We start from the raw sequence: 18,386 nt of genomic DNA, 5'->3' as shown, positions 1-18,386 counted from the left end.
GCGCTTAGATCGGATAAGTATAAAATAGTTTAATGATTACTCATTCACATAAATTTTATTGACACTAATTGATATTTGGTTTTGCTCCCCTTCATAGCTGTTTTTAGACAGAAAATCTCTAGCTCTTTCTAACCACCGGCCATCCATTTTCTCAAATTCTTTACCCAAACTATTGCTTTTGTATTTCCAATGTGCTGCATTACCATGTTCAGCATTATTATGCATTCTTTTGGCACGGATTTGCACCTCTACCCACTGTCCTTCTGGACTCATAACAGTAATATGTAAAGCTTCATAGCCAGTATCTCTAGGATAACTTACCCAGTCTCTTAAATGAGAGATTTTAGGTTCATATAGGTTAGTTATAAGTTCATAGATACCCCAACAGCTACTATACTCATGTCCCATATCACTATCAAAGACAATACGTACAGCATAAAAGTCATATATTGCTTCAAAGGGCAGGTCTCTTTCCTTTATTTTATTACAAATAGAGGCAATAGATTTAGTTCTACCTTTAAGCGTAAATTGTATACCTTCCTTTTTAAGGATTGTACATACTGGCTTTATAAACCTTTCTAAAAACCCCTCTTTAGTTGTCTTCGTAGCTCTGATTTTTTTTAAGATAGCATCATAAACAATTCTATGTTTGAATTTTAAATACAAGTCTTGTAATTCCAAATAAATACTATCCAACCCTAAATTATGTGCTAATGGAATATAAATTCCATAGGCTTCGTCCGCTAACCTTATTTGCTTCTCCCTTGAAAATTGCTCTATCTTATACATTTTGCGTAAATATTCGGCAAACTTTATTAAAACAATTAGCAGATTATCTGGAGAGAAATGAGCTAAAGCATAACGTAGGTTACTGCATTCATTACCCGATCCTGTTGCTGTAATCCCTGCTACCTTAGTAAGCCCAACTACTATAGATGTAATTTCAGCACCAAACTCTTTACGTAAGGTTAATTCGGTAACTTTTTTGTCCTTAAGAATATCGTGCAACAACGCACAAACAATTGATTTGGCACCTAATCTAAATTTGTCTGCTGTAATAATAGCAATCTCTATTGGATGAAATACTGAACCAGATATAAACTCATAATTTGGCTCTTGATATACCTGCAAGGTAAATCGGAAAGCCTTTTTCATTAATTTTAGATAATCTTTATTTTTACTACACGGTTGCCAACTCCCTAATTGATATAATGTGCGGTAGCTTTTTAAAATAACTTTCCTCTCTACCTCTTTTTGAGTACGAATTATATCATTAGTATAAGTCAACAATTTTGCAAGCTTAGGTTCCATATACCTGTAAGTACAAAGGTTTTAGTTTTCGATATAACTCATTATAATTAGTTGACATGTAGTTATAATTATTAATCCAACATCTCTTCCATCTCTTCGCTACTTGTTGAAACAAATTTAATATCATTTTATTGTATATTTTTTTGCTTCATTAGCATAAAAAATCTTTTATTTGTAGTAGATTTGTATAGCAACAACGCGGATGTGGCGGAATTGGTAGACGCACTAGACTTAGGATCTAGCGCTGCAAAGCATGGGGGTTCGAGTCCCTCCATCCGCACTAACAATCGCCTATTGCTTGTAGGTTGAATATTGATAAACTGCATGCAATTATACTTCTATAATATTAGCTTGTGATAATATTAATAAGATTTTAGGCAATTTGGAAGCAGTATAAGTATTTGTTTGTTAAATCGTAACATTATATAGCAAAAATTGAACATTATATTCCATAAGAGTAATCCTCTTGAGGCAGATCTCATCATAGACCTGACAGAAGAAGATTATATACCCCGTGTAGAACAAGCCATCGTACAATATCGTTCCAAAGTTAACTTAAAAGGATTTAGAAAAGGACAAGTTCCCCAGGCGCTTGTAAAGAAGATGTATGGTCCAGAAGTCTTACTTCAGGTAGTGATGGAGATGGTTACAAAAGCTATCCAGGAGTATGTAGAAGAACAGAAGCTTAGATTATGGGGCGAGCCCATTATGGTGGAAAATTCTCTATATAATTCAGATATCAACTTTCAACATCCTGGTAACTTTCAAATTAAATTTGAATGTGGATTAATTCCTGACGTAGATCTAACACAATTAGAACAAGTTGAGATAGAATGTTGGAAAATTAAAAGTGTAGCTGATAATACGGTTGATGAAGCCATAAAAAAAGTTCAACTACAGTATGGTGATGCGATAGAAGTAACCAAAAGTGAACCAGGAGATATGGTATATGGCTTACTTACAGATGATGCTAATTTTAAACAACCAGTATATCTTCCTGCAGAGATTAAGTTTGAGAAAAATGCTACAGACCTTTTGGATATGGAGATTTCAGAAAAACGAACACTCCAGCTGGATCCTAAGCAACCATATATACTTCCAAAAGTAAGCGCTGCTCATCAAGAAACATTATCACTTTTAAGCTCATTAGAGGGTGATTATCAGTTCGCGGCAGAGAAGATTTATCGTACAATACCAGCCGAGCTTAACGAAACATTTTTCTCTAATATCTTAGGAGAAGATGAAACCTTTACACTCGAAGAATTCAAACAAAAATTTAGTGATAGCTTTATTGCCTATACACAAAACGTAGCAGATTCTTTGTTGGCTAATAACTTGAAGCAAGCTGTTAGTAATCATATATCACTTGAACTGCCAGAAACCTTTATCAAGAAACGGCTAAAAAGTAAAAACCCTACTTGGGAAGAATCTCTAATAGGGCAGTTTTATGCATATATGCAACCTAACTTGCATTGGGATTTAATAGCTGAAAAGATTGGGCAAGAACATGAGATACAAGTAACTATAGAAGAAATTATTGAATTAATTAAAAGGAAGGCTAGTACTACAAGAGGCTATAGTGAATTAGGTACATTAAGTAAAGAAGACCTTAAAAAAAGAATAGAAAAAAGTTTTGCAAGTGGAGAAACTGACCAGCGCTATAAAGAAACATATGATTTAATTTTTCAAGAAAAGATTTTACATACCTTAAAAGATAAAGTTAAAATTCATATAAAAGAGACTAGTGTTGAAGAATTCAATCAAATGTTGGATGATTTATCTAAAAAGAAAGATACGGCATCAATAGACACACCAAAAGTAGATAATAAGTAGTATTACATTAAAGTATTAAAGAAGACAAACTATACTTGTTTATGCTCGATAAAAAGGAATTTAAAAGCTACGCAGTCAAAGATAGGCATATCAGCAGCATGCATGTTGATAAATATATAGATCATATAGAAAATATGACTCGTAGTGTTATTGAAGAACGTCCAACACATTTTAGGGAAATCGATGTTTTTTCAAGACTTATTATGGATAGGATTATCTTTTTAGGTATGCCTGTAGATGATCATATTTCCAATATTATTGTAGCACAGCTTTTATTTTTGGAGTCAACAGATCCTAAAAAGGATGTCCGCTTGTATATTAATAGCCCAGGTGGTTCTGTATATCCAGGTTTAGGTATTTACGATACTATGCAGTATATTGCTCCAGATGTACATACTATATGTACCGGCTTGGCAGCTTCTATGGCAGCTGTATTACTAGCAGGCGGTGCACACAAGAAACGTTATGCCTTACCGCATTCACGAATCTTAATCCATCAGCCATTAGGAGGAGCTCAAGGCCAGGCATCTGATATGGAAATTACTGTTAAGCAGATGTTGGAAATAAAAAGAGATCTTTATCAAATTCTTGCTAAACATACAGGAAAAAGCCAAGGAAAGCTAGAAAAAGACGGAGATCGAGACTATTGGATGCGTGCTTCAGAAGCAAAAGAGTATGGCATTATTGATGAAGTATTAGAAAAAAACAATCAATAAATATGGATACTATTTACTGTTCTTTTTGCAGAAAAAGTAATGAAACGGTAGAGGTAATGATATCTGGCCACACAGCTCATATATGTGACAGATGTATTGAAGAAGCTCTACTACTCATTGATAGGGAAAGAATTCATAAACCTGTCCCTACCAACTTAGAAATCCTCACTCCAAAAGAAATTAAAGCATATCTAGATCAATATGTTATTGGTCAAGATGTGGCAAAGAAAACGCTTGCTGTTGCCGTTTATAACCACTATAAAAGGTTAAGACAGTCTTACGAAGAGGAAGATGGGATTACAATAGAAAAATCAAATATCTTGCTGTTAGGCGAGACAGGAACTGGCAAAACTTACTTAGCGCGTACGCTAGCAAAACTTCTTCATGTACCATTTTGCATGGCAGATGCTACAGTTTTAACGGAAGCAGGATATGTGGGTGAGGACGTAGAAAGCATACTTACCAGACTTTTACAAGCAGCCGAATATGATGTGGCTGCTGCTGAAAGAGGCATTGTCTATATAGATGAAATAGATAAGATTGCACGTAAAGGAGATAATCCTTCTATTACCCGCGACGTAAGTGGAGAAGGTGTACAACAAGCTTTACTAAAATTACTAGAAGGTACTATTGTTAATGTGCCTCCACAAGGTGGAAGAAAACATCCAGACCAAAAAATGATACCAGTAAATACAGAAAATATTCTGTTTATATGCGGTGGGGCTTTTGAAGGTATGGATAAAATTATTAGTAAAAGGCTTAATGCCGGCACTCTAGGTTTTGATATTGCCCAGTCTAGAAGCCAAGGAACAAGAGAAACTAGTAACCTTTTAAAACATGTTTCTTCCAATGATTTAAGAGTCTATGGCTTAATTCCTGAATTAATAGGTAGGCTTCCAATCATTAGCTATCTAAACCCAATTGATGCAAAAGCTTTAAAAAGTATCCTTACAGAGCCTAAGAACTCATTGATTAAGCAGTATACTAAGCTTTTTGCTATGGATAATGTACAATTAACCATTACTGAAGATGCGCTCGACTATATGGTAGAACAGGCGCTCTCTCTTAAATTAGGGGCTAGAGGCTTAAGATCTATCTGCGAGGCAGTTATTATGGATGCCATGTTTGAGCTGTCTTCTGAAAAAGAAGCCGCTGTCTTATTAATAGATAAAAACTATGCAATTAGTAAGCTATCTGCTGCTAAAGTAGCGTAAATGGGTCCTTTTATACAACAATACGTATAAAGTCTAAGCGCTTTATTTTAATGCTAAATAACACCTAACACTTGGTTCTTCATAGGTGTTTAAGTGCATATTAGAAATATCTAAAAAACTTATTCTGTTTAGGTATCTACCATCAATAAATTCATTTAAAACATACATTTTGTAGTTTAATATATAGATACGGTACTAAGTATTATAAGAATTTTAGAAGGAAACAGATTATTTTTGTCTCCTTCTAAAATTTATTATATATTCAGGCTATTGAAGCAAACAAACCCTATCAACATATTGATCTAATTGTTCAGTTTTATCTATCTGACGACGCTCAGGGTTAATGATCTGTAAATTCCCAAAGTACACGTTCACATGTATACTATACCTTTAAAATGGGCCAAAAACACATATTTTATTTAGTAACTAGCTATAAAAGCTATTAGATGTTTAGTCCCTTAGTGAAGGTATTAATATTTGTGTGAAAAAGCTGAGGATTTTTGCCCCATTGTTCTTCTATAAATTGCCAAGGAGTTTTACCCTTCAAAGCCTTAAGCCTACGAGAAAAATTAGACCCGCTGCGAAACAGAAGATCGATAAAAACAACCGGGGCTGTTGAAAAAGTATATGTTAAAAATATTCTATTAGGCATGTTAAGGAAATGAAGAAAGACATAAAAAAGCTGCTTAATTATTCTTTTAATATTTTGTACAACAGCTATCATATATGCTTGTATTTGCACTCTTTCCAAACTCCTATAGCGAGCTTTACCTAACCCATGTAATTGCTTAGCTTCAGCGAAAATACCTTCTATTTTCCACATCCTTTCTTTGAGCTTACCAATGAATGTTGGTTCTTGCATAGCTTCAAGAGTCTTATCAAACAACTCTTGATGGATGCTTCTGATAAGATATTTTGTGAATGGCCTACTTTTCTTAGCTGAAGCAATACAAGCATCTTTTTGCTTGCACATAGCACAAATGGATGATTTTGACCTATAATACTTACTCTCATTAGCCATATAACCATAAGGGTTTAAATACTGGCCTTCAGGACATACAAAACGATCCTTCTGTTTTTGATAGACAAACCCAGCTTGATAAGCTTCTTGCACAGACCTACCACTTTTAGTGCTAAAGAGTGGTATATAGGTCACTATACCTTCTTTCTGTAAAGTCTCTATGATCGCTCTTGATCCGTAAGCTCTATCTGCAATAGCTTCTTTTATAGTTAGAGCATACTTTCCTCTAATGTGATTTAGCCTCTCTATATACACTTGAGAATCATGGGTCTTGCCTGTTGTAACCTTTGTATCAATTATTACTCTACTCAATGCATCAATTGAGTTGTGAACTTTATATTTTAACTCTCTGGGGCTCCCTTCCTTTTGAGCCAAGCTTGCATCTTTATCTGTTTTGCTTATATGCGTGCTGTTGCTTATACTCCTACTAGCAGGCGGCCCAAGCTTATTTATAGCAGCTTTTCTTGCTACTTTCTCATAGGCTGCTGCTTTAGCTTCGATAGGAGTTAAAGAATTTAGTGATGCATTAGCTTTGATTAATGTGCTATCTGTCATCACACTATTACTCTCCAACAAGCCATGCTTTCGACATAAATTGAGTATAGTAGTAAAAAGCGCTTCAAATACTTTTTCGCCAAATCTGTTTCTGGTTCTACTTAAGTAAGAGTGATCAGGCACCTTGTCTTCTAATCCAAGCTTACAAAACCATCTATAAGCTACATTGTAGCGTATCTCTTGACATACTCTTCTATCAGAGTTAATGTTATAAAAATAGCTAATCATAAGCATCCTAAAGAAAATCTCTGGGTCTATCGAGGGACGCCCATGCTTGCTATTATAAGAGGCTATAACTAACTGATGGGTAAAGGAGAGATCTATATACTTATTGACTTTAGAAAGTAAGTGATTATCATCTACTGGGCTCGTGCTATAATTAGTATTTTTATTCTGCCATAACATATACGCTAAAATTAGGCTGTGACCTTAATTTAAAACTCTTAATTACTTTTTCAACAGCCCCATTAGATTTTTGAGAGTTAAATTTATGGTATTGTTAAATTAAGATAGACAGCTGATTATTTAGCTTGGCCATTAGCAGGTTGAGCGATTTTTCTATCATGTGCACCTGTTTGCTATAGCATTTTCCTTTACGCTTAAATCTTGCTAAATAGTGCCTCATTAAGCTATTATATCCTTCCACTGTATAAGTTTCTGCCTTGCTTTGTCGGTGTTTATCTTTTGGAATAAACTGCTGGTAGCTTTTCCAATAGTCACTACAATACAGCTTGCCTATATCCTTGACGCGCTCCCATAACTTCAGTCCGGTTTGTGTCGAGCGATCTCCACACACATAAGATATAAAGCGCTTGCTCAATCTATCAACAGCTATCCATATCCAGCAGTAGACTTTTTTGAACCCACATAAGTGTGTATTTCATCCATCTCGACTATCTCTACTTCATCTTGTCTTTCTGGTAAACTTACTTGCTCTCCAGATGCTTTTACCCATTGATAGACTGTTCCATAGCTTATGTTGAGTATACGGCCTATAGCTCGAAATCCTAATCCTTCTAAGTATAATTGCAACGCTTTTCGCTTAGTATATACAGGTTTAACATCTGATTTGTGACTAACTGTGTAACGGAAACGGCAACTTTTACACTGGTAGCGCTGTCTACCTCTAACAATTCCATCTTTACAGCTTTGAGTATTATTACATCGAGGACAGTTCATACTTTTTCCTCTAACTTACTAATCCTATCCCAATTTAACAATACCAAATTTATTATTTATAAAAATTCAACCTGCGTTTTTTATACTTTAAACGTCTATTCTTATTTTTTATATTTTCTGAATTGTGCAAAATGCTCCTCTGTTTTTTTACGGCAGTTGTTTCGCAGCGGGTCTATTGTAAGCCAACAAGAAATCATTCAGATGTCGCTCTAACTGCTGATGACTGCTATAATAGTAAGTTCCCACAGTGGCTTGTTTAATAGTTCTATTCATTCGCTCTACTTGTCCATTGGTCCAAGGATGGGCTACTTGCGTCCTTCTATGGTCAATCCCTTCTTGCTCACAAATACAATCAAACATATGCTCGAGTGCTAATTCTCCTTCTTTCCTATTAGTGAATCGAACGCCATTATCTGTAAGTATTTTATGTATCTTATAGGGAACAAGAGCTATCAAGTCTTGTAAAAAGCCTACTGCTGCTGATTTAGAAGCAAAGGGATAGAGTCTAGCATAACAAAATTTACTGGTTCTATCTATGGCTACAAACAAATAGAGTTTACCCTGGGCTGTTTGTACTTCTGCTATATCTATATGGAAATAGCCGATAGAATACGCTTTAAAATGCTTCTTAGCCGCTTTCTGCTTAGTCTGCACTTTCTCTAGCTTAGGGCAGCCATGGCGCTGAAAACAACGATTCAAAGTAGAACGAGATAAGTGAGGTATGGTTTCTTGTAAAGTATACAGACAATCATCTAAGGGCAATTGAGTAAGTCTCCTAAAAGCAATAACAACCTTTTCCTCTTGCTCAGTTAATACCTTAGAGCGTCTTACTTTAGGCCCCATAGGTACATCCTGACAAGAAGTTCTGTTTTTCCATTTAGCTATTGTTTTACGATTGACCCCATATCGTGTGGCTAAAGTGGCTATACTTTCTTTAGATAGCTGTATTTCTCTACGAATTTTCTCTGTTGTCCTGGCGCATTTATGTAATAGTTGTCCCATAATCTTCTTGCTTGATTTTGATCACTTATATTAGCTACGCTAATATAACCATAATTATTAGGGATCAAACAATTAGACCTGCTGCGAAAGAGGTTGATAAAGAGAGTAGAAAAGGTTAAAATGTAATCCTTGTTATATACTAAAAGGAATAAGTATGCATTTAACCTACACCAGAATAAGCAAGTACCCATACAATTTTAGAAGAATAACTGGATTGAGGCTAGAAACATTTGATAAATTAGTTCAAAAAGTAAGGCCTCTCTTTGAAAAGTTAGAAGCGAGCAAGCTGCGCCATGGACGTCGGAGCCATTTACCTACGTTAGAGGATAAACTGCTCTGTGTTTTGGTATATTACCGCACCTATATTAGCCATGTATTTCTAGGCTACTTATTTAACTTACACAACGCTAACATATGCCGCTTGCTAAGAAAAATGGAGCCCTTACTAGCTAAGAAGATTAGCATTAAAAAAGATCGCAGCTTAACCTCAGAAAAGGTATTGCGCATATTAGCAGATGTGAGTGAACAGCCTACGCAAAGACCTAGTAAAAAGCAAAAGAAATCATATTCAGGCAAGAAAAAGCGACATACTATAAAAATAGAGATAGTGATGGGAGAAGATGGAAAAATACTCTCTGTATCCAAATCCCATAAAGGAAAAGTGCATGACTTTAAAATTCGTAAAGGAGAAAAACTCTTACCTAAAGAAAGCTTAAAGCTAGCAGATAGTGGTTATCAAGGCTGGCAAAAGCTACAGAGCAATGTAATGATACCCTACAAAAAGAGCCGTAAGCGGCCGTTAACCAAGGAGCAGAAAGAACATAACAGAAAGCTATCCTCCATACGCATGAAGGTAGAGCATAAGATAAGAGAGATCAAGGTATTTAAAATTATGGCAGAGGTATACAGGAATTTTCAGAAAAAATATAACCTTCGCTTTAACATTATATCCGGGCTTATAAACTTCAAGTACGCTTTTTAACAAATAATGTCGCTAGAGCCAAGCTCCCTTCTTTATTTTATTTAAAATTCTACTCTATTTTACCTCTTTCGCAGTAGGTCTATTGTTTATGGTTAGTATATGATTAATTTTATAGTTGCTTAGTATTTTATTCTTAGCAACCAAGTGCTTTTTTATACTTAAAACAGTGAGTTTCTAACATTGGCAGACCTGTGAGTGCATACAATTTAACATGCTAGACTGGGTAGATTCTAAGCTCAGTTATATAGCAAGTAATAGTCTTTTTCTGTGTTTTATCAGTTTTAACCAAGCAACTATAAATTACTATCCGTTTTATGTTATAAGAAAATAAAAATTTATATGCTAAGGTAATTTTGTACTGTATAGCTTACTGGTATCATAGGAAATTGTATGTATTGTTCTACATGTGTTAAGGGAGAGGCGCTATATAGAAATTTTATTCTTATTACTATAAGATAATGTGCATTTTAAAAATCAAGATTTCTTGTTGTTGGCAAATAAGTAATTTACTGCTGAGTAGTTTTAGGTTTTCAATAAACTAGCCAACTCTTCTAAGGTTATAATAACCCATATTCTTCTACCATCTGGCGCATGAGTTGAGTTCTTGCAAGCAAATAATTGATCTACTAAGCTATCTATTTCTACCATGGTCAATTTTTTTCCAGGTTGGATAGCAGCATGTTTTGCTAAAGCACGAGCTGCATTTTCTTGAATTGGCAGGGAGAGATGGCTTTTATTCCACTTAATTTGTTCTAATATGTCTTCTAATAATTGTTTTGGATTATGCTGTGCAGCTTCTGCTGGGTAGCCAACTAATATGATGCTGTTTTTGCCAAAGTCTTCTATTGCAAAACCTAGTGTTCCTAGTGTCCCCTCATAATCCTGTATAAGTGCAAAATCTGCTGGGTTTAATTCTATTTGATGTGGAAACAGTAATTGCTGAGAAGTACCTGCATGGTGATTTTGTAGATGTTCGATATATTTTTCATATAAAATACGTTCATGCGCTGCATGTTGGTTGATAAGCAATAAACCTGACTTGACAGATGCTAGAATATAAGTAGCATGCAGTTGCATCTTAGCAGCAGTATCTGTCCCTTCATGAGTTAGCATAGAAAATGGCTGGATGTTTTCTTGCATTGTAGCCATAGAAGATACCTCATTAACTGTTGACAACATATTTTCTAGGTCTAACAGTTGTGCTTGTTGCCCGTGGATAGGTGTAGTACTATCAGTATCTACGTTGATTCGTTGAAACAGTTGTTCCCATTCTTGTTGATTAACAGAAGGATTGTCAAACTTTTTAAATGAGCTATATGCCCTATCTGTACTTGTTGTAAAGCTTTTTTGTCTTGGTTGCTCTTGTAAACCGAGCGGATCACAATTAATATTTTGCTCAAAGTCGAATGCCGGTGTGGTATGATGTGCTAGGGCTTGCCTTACTGATGCTTGTAATATAGAGTATACCATCCGCTCATCATCGAACTTGATCTCTGTTTTGGTAGGATGCACATTTACATCAATACGTTCAGGTGAAATTTCAATAAATAATACATAAAAAGGAAAAGTATCTTTAGGAATTAGTTCTTCAAATGCACTCTTAACAGCATGGTGTAAATATGTACTTTTTATAAAACGGTTGTTAACAAAAAAGAATTGCTCGCCTCTAGTCTTTTTAGCATAAGAAGGATTTCCTACATACCCATGTATCTGTATAATATCAGTGCCTTCTTGGCAAGGTATTAGTTGCTTTTTATAAGTTTCTCCAAAAAGGTGTACAATTCGATTGGCAAGCTTAGTGGCTGGTAGGTGGTAGGTTTCTTGCTCATTTTGATATAGTGAAAAGGAGATGTCTGGCCTTGCTAAAGCAATGTGTTGAAACTCTTCTATAATATGCTTGGTTTCTACAGGCTCTGATTTTAAAAAGTTTCTTCGTGCTGGGACGTTAAAGAAAAGGTTTTTAACGCTAATGGTAGTGCCTTTTGTAGTAGCAACAGGTTCTTGTAGTTTTATTTTAGAACCCTCTACCACAAGGCGTGTGCCAAGTTCTGCATCTTCGGTACGTGTTTCTATCTCTACTTGGGCTATGGCTGCAATAGAGGGTAGTGCTTCTCCTCGAAAGCCCATAGTGCGAATGTTAAATAGGTCGTCTGCTTGGCTTATTTTAGAAGTGGCATGTTTTTCAAGACTCATCCTAGCATCTACTTCTGACATACCTATTCCATCATCAATAACTTGTATAAGGGTTTTACCAGCATCTTTAATGACTACTTTAATATGTGTACTTGCTGCATCTACTGCATTTTCTACTAACTCTTTAACAACAGAAGCAGGCCTTTGAATAACCTCGCCAGCTGCTATTTGGTTAGCTAAACTATCTGGAAGTAGACGGACAATATTTGTAGACATAAGCTATTATTATATATAAATAAAAATTAACAGTACCTAAATTTAACGTGATCTAAGCAATAACTCAAGGCTTAGCGTCTAGCTATATCATTATTATTATCATCAGGTACATCAAGTAAAATTTGGTATTTGTTTAAAAGGTCTTCATATTCTTGTGCTAACTCTTGATAATCTATTGCTCTTAGGCTTCTAGCTATTTCATATAATGTCCCCATCTGTTCCTGTACTTCTCTATCTATAAAACTACTTTTTCTTGTTTTGTAGGTTAGTATTTCTTCAGCTCTGTTGCCTATAATTTTTATCATATTTAAGGCATGTTCATTTTCTCCTACTTCAAAGAGCAAATGTATCATATACACGTTGGCTATATCATATGGTACCACTTCATCAGGTATTACCGATAAGCCATATAATAGTACTTCTTTGGCTTGTTGCAATTTTCCTTCATGTAAACATGCTTTAGCTAACGTACAAAAACTCATACGTTGGTTACGGATAAATACTAGTCTATAATTTTCATCATAATATACTCCTGGCTTATCCATTCCTTTCCAATAAAAGTTTTTCACCATATTATTATACATTGTTTCGGTATTGACTAGCTCGTGACCTATATTGTTCTGTATAGGCATTAAACGGAGTGTTAAGCCTTCCACCATTACATGGGTACTTAGGTCTATATTTAAGGTATGTAATGAACTATGATTAAAGTAAATAGGCCTTTCCCAGTTGTTAGTCGCTAGTAAATCTAGTATAAGCAAGTCTCTTTTATCTAATCCTCTACCTTTTATAGACCAGCTCATTTTTTCAGGAATTAAATATTCATATTGTGTTGGTACAATTTCTTTAGCAGCTATTCCTGTTTTATCGATATGGAAACACATATTCTTGCAAGGTAATGTATTGGTAGTTTCTCTTAATATGTTCTGTATTTGCAAGGCTGGATGTGATTCACGGATAAGTTGGAGATATTGTATGATATCTAATTCTTGTATATTGGGTTGTGGTACATACGGTAAAATATCATTAAGCCCATATTGCTGGTAAATTTCAAATGGAAGAGATAAAGGTAGTGGTGCTGAATTGTTTACTGGGCGTGTGAGTTGCTTAATATACCAGGCTGCATTAGCATAGCTAAGGATAACTACTCGTACATCTGTTCTAAAGCCCTCTACTTCCTGTACATACCATAGCGGGAAAGTATCATTATCACCTGCTGTAAAGAGTATAGCATTAGGGGCACAGGAGGCTAGTAAATTTTTGGCGCTTTCTACTGAAAAGTAACGCTGAGAACGATTATGTGTTTGCCAAGCTTGCGTAGCCATAATGCTAGGTACTGCTAGGCAACTAATAATACCTATTGTAACAGCTATTTTATATTGTGTAAATAGTTTCCTGAAATAGTTTACAACAGCTAATGTACCTAGGCCTATCCAGATTGTAAAAAACAGGAATGAACCTACATAAATATAGTCTCTTTCACGTGGTTCAATAGGAGGAGGATTTAAAAAAGTTACTAATGCTGCTCCTAGCATCACAAATAAAATAGTTATTACCCAGAAATAACGTCTATCATGCCTATACTGGAAAAGCATTCCTATTAGGCCTAATAGGAATGGAAGGAATAAGTAATTACTTCTTCCAGGTATTTGTGTTAAGCTAGGCGGCAATTTCTCAAAAGCATCTAGTGGTGTAAGCCATGAAGCACCCTGCATGTCGCTTGCACGTCCTGCAAAATTCCATAAGAAATAACGTAAATAGAAATGTCCTAGCTGGTGCCTTATGAGAAAATATAGCTGATCTCCCAAACTAGGTTTTTGCCAAGGTTTAAGATTAAGAATCTTCCTATAAGCTGTTATATGCATAGAATTTTGCTGACTCCAAGTCCTAGGCAAAAGCGTATAGGCTCCAGCATCGTAAATAGGGATATGCTTATAGTCAATAATCTCATATTTTTTCCCAGTATTTCTATAAATAGGGTCACCTTTTTTAGCACTTATGACCTGGGCAGCAAAATGTGGTCCGTATACCAAAGGTCTATGGCCATATTGTTCTCTCTTGAGATAGTTAATAAAACTAATAATATCGCTTGGATGCCCTTCATTGATAGGAGGGTTGGCATGAGCACGAATGGGCACTAGTCCATAAGAAGAGTATCCTATTAAAATAAATCCTAAACATAGCAATCCTATATGTATTGTGGTATGCTGCTTTTGTATAGTATAAATGATACCATAAGTTAAACTAGCTATTAGTGTAATACTTAGTATAATGATGCCACTTTTAAAAGGCAAACCTAACTGATTAACGCAAAGTAATTCTAACTGCATGGCACAGGTAGGTAAGCTCAAGGTAATGCCAGTATATATAAAGGCTAAAAGTATTCCACCAATTAAAAGTGTTATAGTAGTACCCAGCAAAGTGATTTTTGATACTCGCTTAAAATAAAATATGAGGCACAAAGCAGGTATTGTCAATACACTAAACATCCGTATTCCTAAACTTAATCCTATCAAGTAAGCGACTAATAAAAGCCATTGATAGCTTCGTGGTCTGGGTGTTGTATACTCCCAATTTAACATAGCCCATACTGTAAGGGACATTAAGAGTGTAGAGCAGGCATATGTCTCAGCCTCTGTAGCATTGGACCAAAAGGTACTGCAGAAAGTTAGCGACAGCACACCTATTATGCCAGCACCCCATATGGATGCTGCTTCATAAAGTTGTAAATCTTGTGTTGTCTTACCTATAATTCGTCTAGCTAGTAAAGAAATAATCCAGAATACTACCATTACAGTAGCCGAACTAGTTATTACCGAACTCATATTGATCCAAAAAGCTACTTTCTCTGTGTTATTACCAGCTAAAAAAGAGAACATCCTGCCAATTAGAAGAAATAGGGGAGCACCAGGTGGGTGCGTTACCTGTAATTTATAAGCAGCAGCAATATATTCAGAGCAATCCCAGAAACTAGCTGTAGGCTCTATAGTTAGTGTATAGACGAGCATGGCTAGAAAAAAGAGTCCCCAGCCAATCCATAAATTGATAGTACGAAATATTTTCATAATATGCTTGCTAAAATAAAACAACCGGGGCTGTTGAAAAAGTATATGTTAAAAATATTCTATTAGGCATGTTAAGGAAATGAAGAAAGACATAAAAAAGCTGCTTAATTATTCTTTTAATATTTTGTACAACAGCTATCATATATGCTTGTATTTGCACTCTTTCCAAACTCCTATAGCGAGCTTTACCTAACCCATGTAATTGCTTAGCTTCAGCGAAAATACCTTCTATTTTCCACATCCTTTCTTTGAGCTTACCAATGAATGTTGGTTCTTGCATAGCTTCAAGAGTCTTATCAAACAACTCTTGATGGATGCTTCTGATAAGATATTTTGTGAATGGCCTACTTTTCTTAGCTGAAGCAATACAAGCATCTTTTTGCTTGCACATAGCGCAAATGGATGATTTTGACCTATAATACTTACTCTCATTAGCCATATAACCATAAGGGTTTAAATACTGGCCTTCAGGACATACAAAACGATCCTTCTGTTTTTGATAGACAAACCCAGCTTGATAAGCTTCTTGCACAGACCTACCACTTTTAGTGCTAAAGAGTGGTATATAGGTCACTATACCTTCTTTCTGTAAAGTCTCTATGATCGCTCTTGATCCGTAAGCTCTATCTGCAATAGCTTCTTTTATAGTTAGAGCATACTTTCCTCTAATGTGATTTAGCCTCTCTATATACACTTGAGAATCATGGGTCTTGCCTGTTGTAACCTTTGTATCAATTATTACTCTACTCAATGCATCAATTGAGTTGTGAACTTTATATTTTAACTCTCTGGGGCTCCCTTCCTTTTGAGCCAAGCTTGCATCTTTATCTGTTTTGCTTATATGCGTGCTGTTGCTTATACTCCTACTAGCAGGCGGCCCAAGCTTATTTATAGCAGCTTTTCTTGCTACTTTCTCATAGGCTGCTGCTTTAGCTTCGATAGGAGTTAAAGAATTTAGTGATGCATTAGCTTTGATTAATGTGCTATCTGTCATCACACTATTACTCTCCAACAAGCCATGCTTTCGACATAAATTGAGTATAGTAGTAAAAAGCGCTTCAAATACTTTTTCGCCAAATCTGTTTCTGGTTCTACTTAAGTAAGAGTGATCAGGCACCTTGTCTTCTAATCCAAGCTTACAAAACCATCTATAAGCTACATTGTAGCGTATCTCTTGACATACTCTTCTATCAGAGTTAATGTTATAAAAATAGCTAATCATAAGCATCCTAAAGAAAATCTCTGGGTCTATCGAGGGACGCCCATGCTTGCTATTATAAGAGGCTATAACTAACTGATGGGTAAAGGAGAGATCTATATACTTATTGACTTTAGAAAGTAAGTGATTATCATCTACTGGGCTCGTGCTATAATTAGTATTTTTATTCTGCCATAACATATACGCTAAAATTAGGCTGTGACCTTAATTTAAAACTCTTAATTACTTTTTCAACAGCCCCAACCTTTTTATAGCACAAAAAGCTTTTAGATACTTAGCCTTATAGCCTTATTACTATTCTATGTGGATAGACAGTTAGAGCCTCTTAAGATAGCTCATATATTTGCTAGGTTTTGTACTAATAGATTGCTAGATGTTAGTGTGGAATTGGCTATTGTGCTCAACTAGCTAGTAGTAGCTAAGCAGGATAGAGGTTAGCTTCCAGAAACAAAAGGATTCAAGTTATTAGCAAAACTTATAGAGACGTGCTTGCTACTTATTAACTTATGCACCCACAATAATAAAATCAAGATGATATTGTTAGCCTATTTTCTATAAATTGATGCAAGATAAGTAACCTAGATAAAGGTTACGTTTGGGAAAGGGATTATGGAATAAGAGAACCTTTGATTTCAATTCTAGCCAAATAGATATGCTATAACTAAATCTTGGTTTGAATTTGAGTGTGTTTATACATAAAGATTTATTTTATATGTATTTTATTTAGCAAGCCCAAAGTAGGGTAACCATTTTCTTAGAATTTATAAAATGTACGTTTATCCTATATGTTTACTGTAGCAGTATAAGATCATTGTTTGTACTATAAAATAGAAATTGACTTAATTATTTTAATATGCTCTGCATCCACCATCATTCTACGGATCCTTATTTTAATATAGCTACAGATGAGTATATCTTAAGATATATAGAAGAAGATTGTTTTATGTTATGGCAAAATGATAATGCCATTATTGTAGGTAAACATCAAAACACATTGTCAGAGATCAATTATGAATATGTCAAGCAAAACAATATCCATGTTGTTCGAAGGCTTTCAGGAGGTGGAGCCGTGTATCATGATTTAGGCAATATTAATTTTTCTTTTACGCAAACTGTAAAAGAAGGTTATTTAATAGATTTTCAAAGGTATACAAAGCCTATCATAGAAGTCCTACAAAGTCTTGGTATCAATGCTTCTTTTGAAGGAAGAAATGATATTGCAATTGATGGCAGAAAGATATCAGGTAATGCAGAACATACTTATAGAAATAGAGTTTTACATCATGGTACTTTGCTGTTTTCTTCTAATATGAATATGGTAGCAGAAGCTTTGAAAGTAAATCCTTTGAAATATAAGGACAAGGCTATAAAATCTATCCCTAAACGAGTAACTAACATTGCTAGTCATCTTTCAGCCCCTTTATCAATAGAAGAATTTACTAATAGAATAATGCATCACATTATTTCTACTTATCCAGATGCGCATCTTTATGAGTTTACTCCTCAAGATCTACAGGAAATTGCTAGAATTCGGGATGAAAAATATGCTACTAAAGAATGGAACTATGGGTATTCACCTAACTATAATTTTAATAAAATTATTAAAGCAGAGGGTGGTACTATAGAAATGAACTTGGATGTAGAAGAAGGAATTATCAAAAAGATTAAGATATTTGGTGACTTTTTCAATAAAAAGGATATTTCAGAAGTTGAAGCTGCTCTTATTGGTGTTGCACATTATGAACCAAGTATTCGGCATGCATTATCTAGCTTTACAATTGATGAGTATTTTCATAAGATGACAGAGAATGATTTAATAGAAGTGATGTTTTAAATTATATTTACATATTTAAAAATTTTGCTTACAGACACATAACAGT

At 35.0% G+C, this 18,386-nt stretch carries 10 protein-coding genes, 1 tRNA gene and 3 pseudogenes; 6 read left to right on the top strand and 8 right to left on the bottom strand.

From position 1 onward, the window contains the following. Positions 1–36: 36 nt before the first annotated feature. Positions 37–1,311: an HD domain-containing protein gene (locus tag AASI_RS06065; protein ID WP_012473268.1), complete on the bottom strand. Its 1,275-nt coding sequence runs from the start codon at positions 1,309–1,311 to the stop codon at positions 37–39. A 198-nt stretch (positions 1,312–1,509) separates the two neighbouring features. Between AASI_RS06065 and AASI_RS06060 the strand changes: the two genes are divergently transcribed. The 4 genes from AASI_RS06060 (at position 1,510) to clpX (ending at position 5,074) form a co-directional block, all read left to right on the top strand. Next, positions 1,510–1,591, top strand: a tRNA-Leu gene (locus tag AASI_RS06060). Positions 1,592–1,746: 155 nt separating this feature from the next. Continuing rightward, positions 1,747–3,144: a trigger factor gene (locus AASI_RS06055; RefSeq protein WP_012473267.1), complete on the top strand. Its 1,398-nt coding sequence runs from the start codon at positions 1,747–1,749 to the stop codon at positions 3,142–3,144. A 41-nt stretch (positions 3,145–3,185) separates the two neighbouring features. Then, entirely contained in the window at positions 3,186–3,860 is a 675-nt protein-coding gene (locus AASI_RS06050) for a ClpP family protease (RefSeq protein WP_012473266.1), read from the top strand. 2 nt (positions 3,861–3,862) lie between these two features. Next, positions 3,863–5,074, top strand: a complete 1,212-nt coding sequence (clpX, locus tag AASI_RS06045) for an ATP-dependent Clp protease ATP-binding subunit ClpX (RefSeq protein WP_012473265.1) — start codon at positions 3,863–3,865, stop codon at positions 5,072–5,074. 450 nt (positions 5,075–5,524) lie between these two features. Here clpX and AASI_RS09420 read toward each other — a convergent pair. The 4 genes and pseudogenes from AASI_RS09420 to AASI_RS06025 all read right to left on the bottom strand — a co-directional run. Then, positions 5,525–5,645, bottom strand: a pseudogene (locus tag AASI_RS09420) (IS481 family transposase); the annotation flags it as partial. Positions 5,646–5,684: 39 nt separating this feature from the next. Beyond that, positions 5,685–7,055 (bottom strand): annotated as a pseudogene (locus tag AASI_RS06040) (transposase); the annotation flags it as partial. Positions 7,056–7,149: 94 nt separating this feature from the next. Next, positions 7,150–7,829, bottom strand: a protein-coding gene (locus tag AASI_RS08275; protein ID WP_148204919.1) for an IS1 family transposase whose coding sequence is annotated in 2 segments (ribosomal slippage) — positions 7,150–7,511 and positions 7,511–7,829 — 681 coding nt in all. Because the reading frame shifts where the segments join, the coding sequence is not laid out codon by codon here. 174 nt (positions 7,830–8,003) lie between these two features. Continuing rightward, positions 8,004–8,831: pseudogene (locus AASI_RS06025) on the bottom strand (IS481 family transposase); the annotation flags it as partial. A gap of 154 nt (positions 8,832–8,985) precedes the next feature. Between AASI_RS06025 and AASI_RS06020 the strand changes: the two are divergent. Then, the gene (locus AASI_RS06020) at positions 8,986–9,813 is read left to right on the top strand and encodes a transposase family protein (RefSeq protein WP_083758847.1); all 828 of its coding nucleotides are present in this window, start codon (positions 8,986–8,988) and stop codon (positions 9,811–9,813) included. 522 nt (positions 9,814–10,335) lie between these two features. On the opposite strand, the gene mutL is transcribed toward AASI_RS06020, so the two are convergent. The 3 genes from mutL to AASI_RS06005 form a co-directional block, all read right to left on the bottom strand. After that, a complete protein-coding gene (gene mutL / locus AASI_RS06015) occupies positions 10,336–12,222 on the bottom strand; it encodes a DNA mismatch repair endonuclease MutL (protein ID WP_012473261.1) in 1,887 nt (628 codons plus the stop codon). Between the two features lie 71 nt (positions 12,223–12,293). After that, positions 12,294–15,287 carry a glycosyltransferase family 117 protein gene (locus AASI_RS06010; RefSeq protein WP_044283067.1) on the bottom strand — a complete coding sequence of 998 codons (2,994 nt, stop codon included), beginning with the start codon at positions 15,285–15,287 and terminating at the stop codon, positions 12,294–12,296. A 10-nt stretch (positions 15,288–15,297) separates the two neighbouring features. Next, positions 15,298–16,686 carry an IS1182-like element ISCaa15 family transposase gene (locus AASI_RS06005; protein ID WP_012473259.1) on the bottom strand — a complete coding sequence of 463 codons (1,389 nt, stop codon included), beginning with the start codon at positions 16,684–16,686 and terminating at the stop codon, positions 15,298–15,300. Between the two features lie 673 nt (positions 16,687–17,359). On the opposite strand from AASI_RS06005, the gene AASI_RS06000 reads away from it, so the two are divergent. Then, positions 17,360–18,340 (top strand): lipoate--protein ligase, encoded by a 981-nt coding sequence (locus AASI_RS06000; protein ID WP_012473258.1) that lies wholly within the window; start codon positions 17,360–17,362, stop codon positions 18,338–18,340. Positions 18,341–18,386: the final 46 nt, after the last annotated feature.

The sequence above is a fragment of the Candidatus Amoebophilus asiaticus 5a2 genome, from assembly GCF_000020565.1.
GTDB classification, from domain to species: Bacteria; Bacteroidota; Bacteroidia; order Cytophagales; family Amoebophilaceae; genus Amoebophilus; species Amoebophilus asiaticus.
The sequence above is the reverse complement of the archived record's forward strand: the minus strand, read 5'-3'. Positions and strand labels throughout refer to the sequence as shown.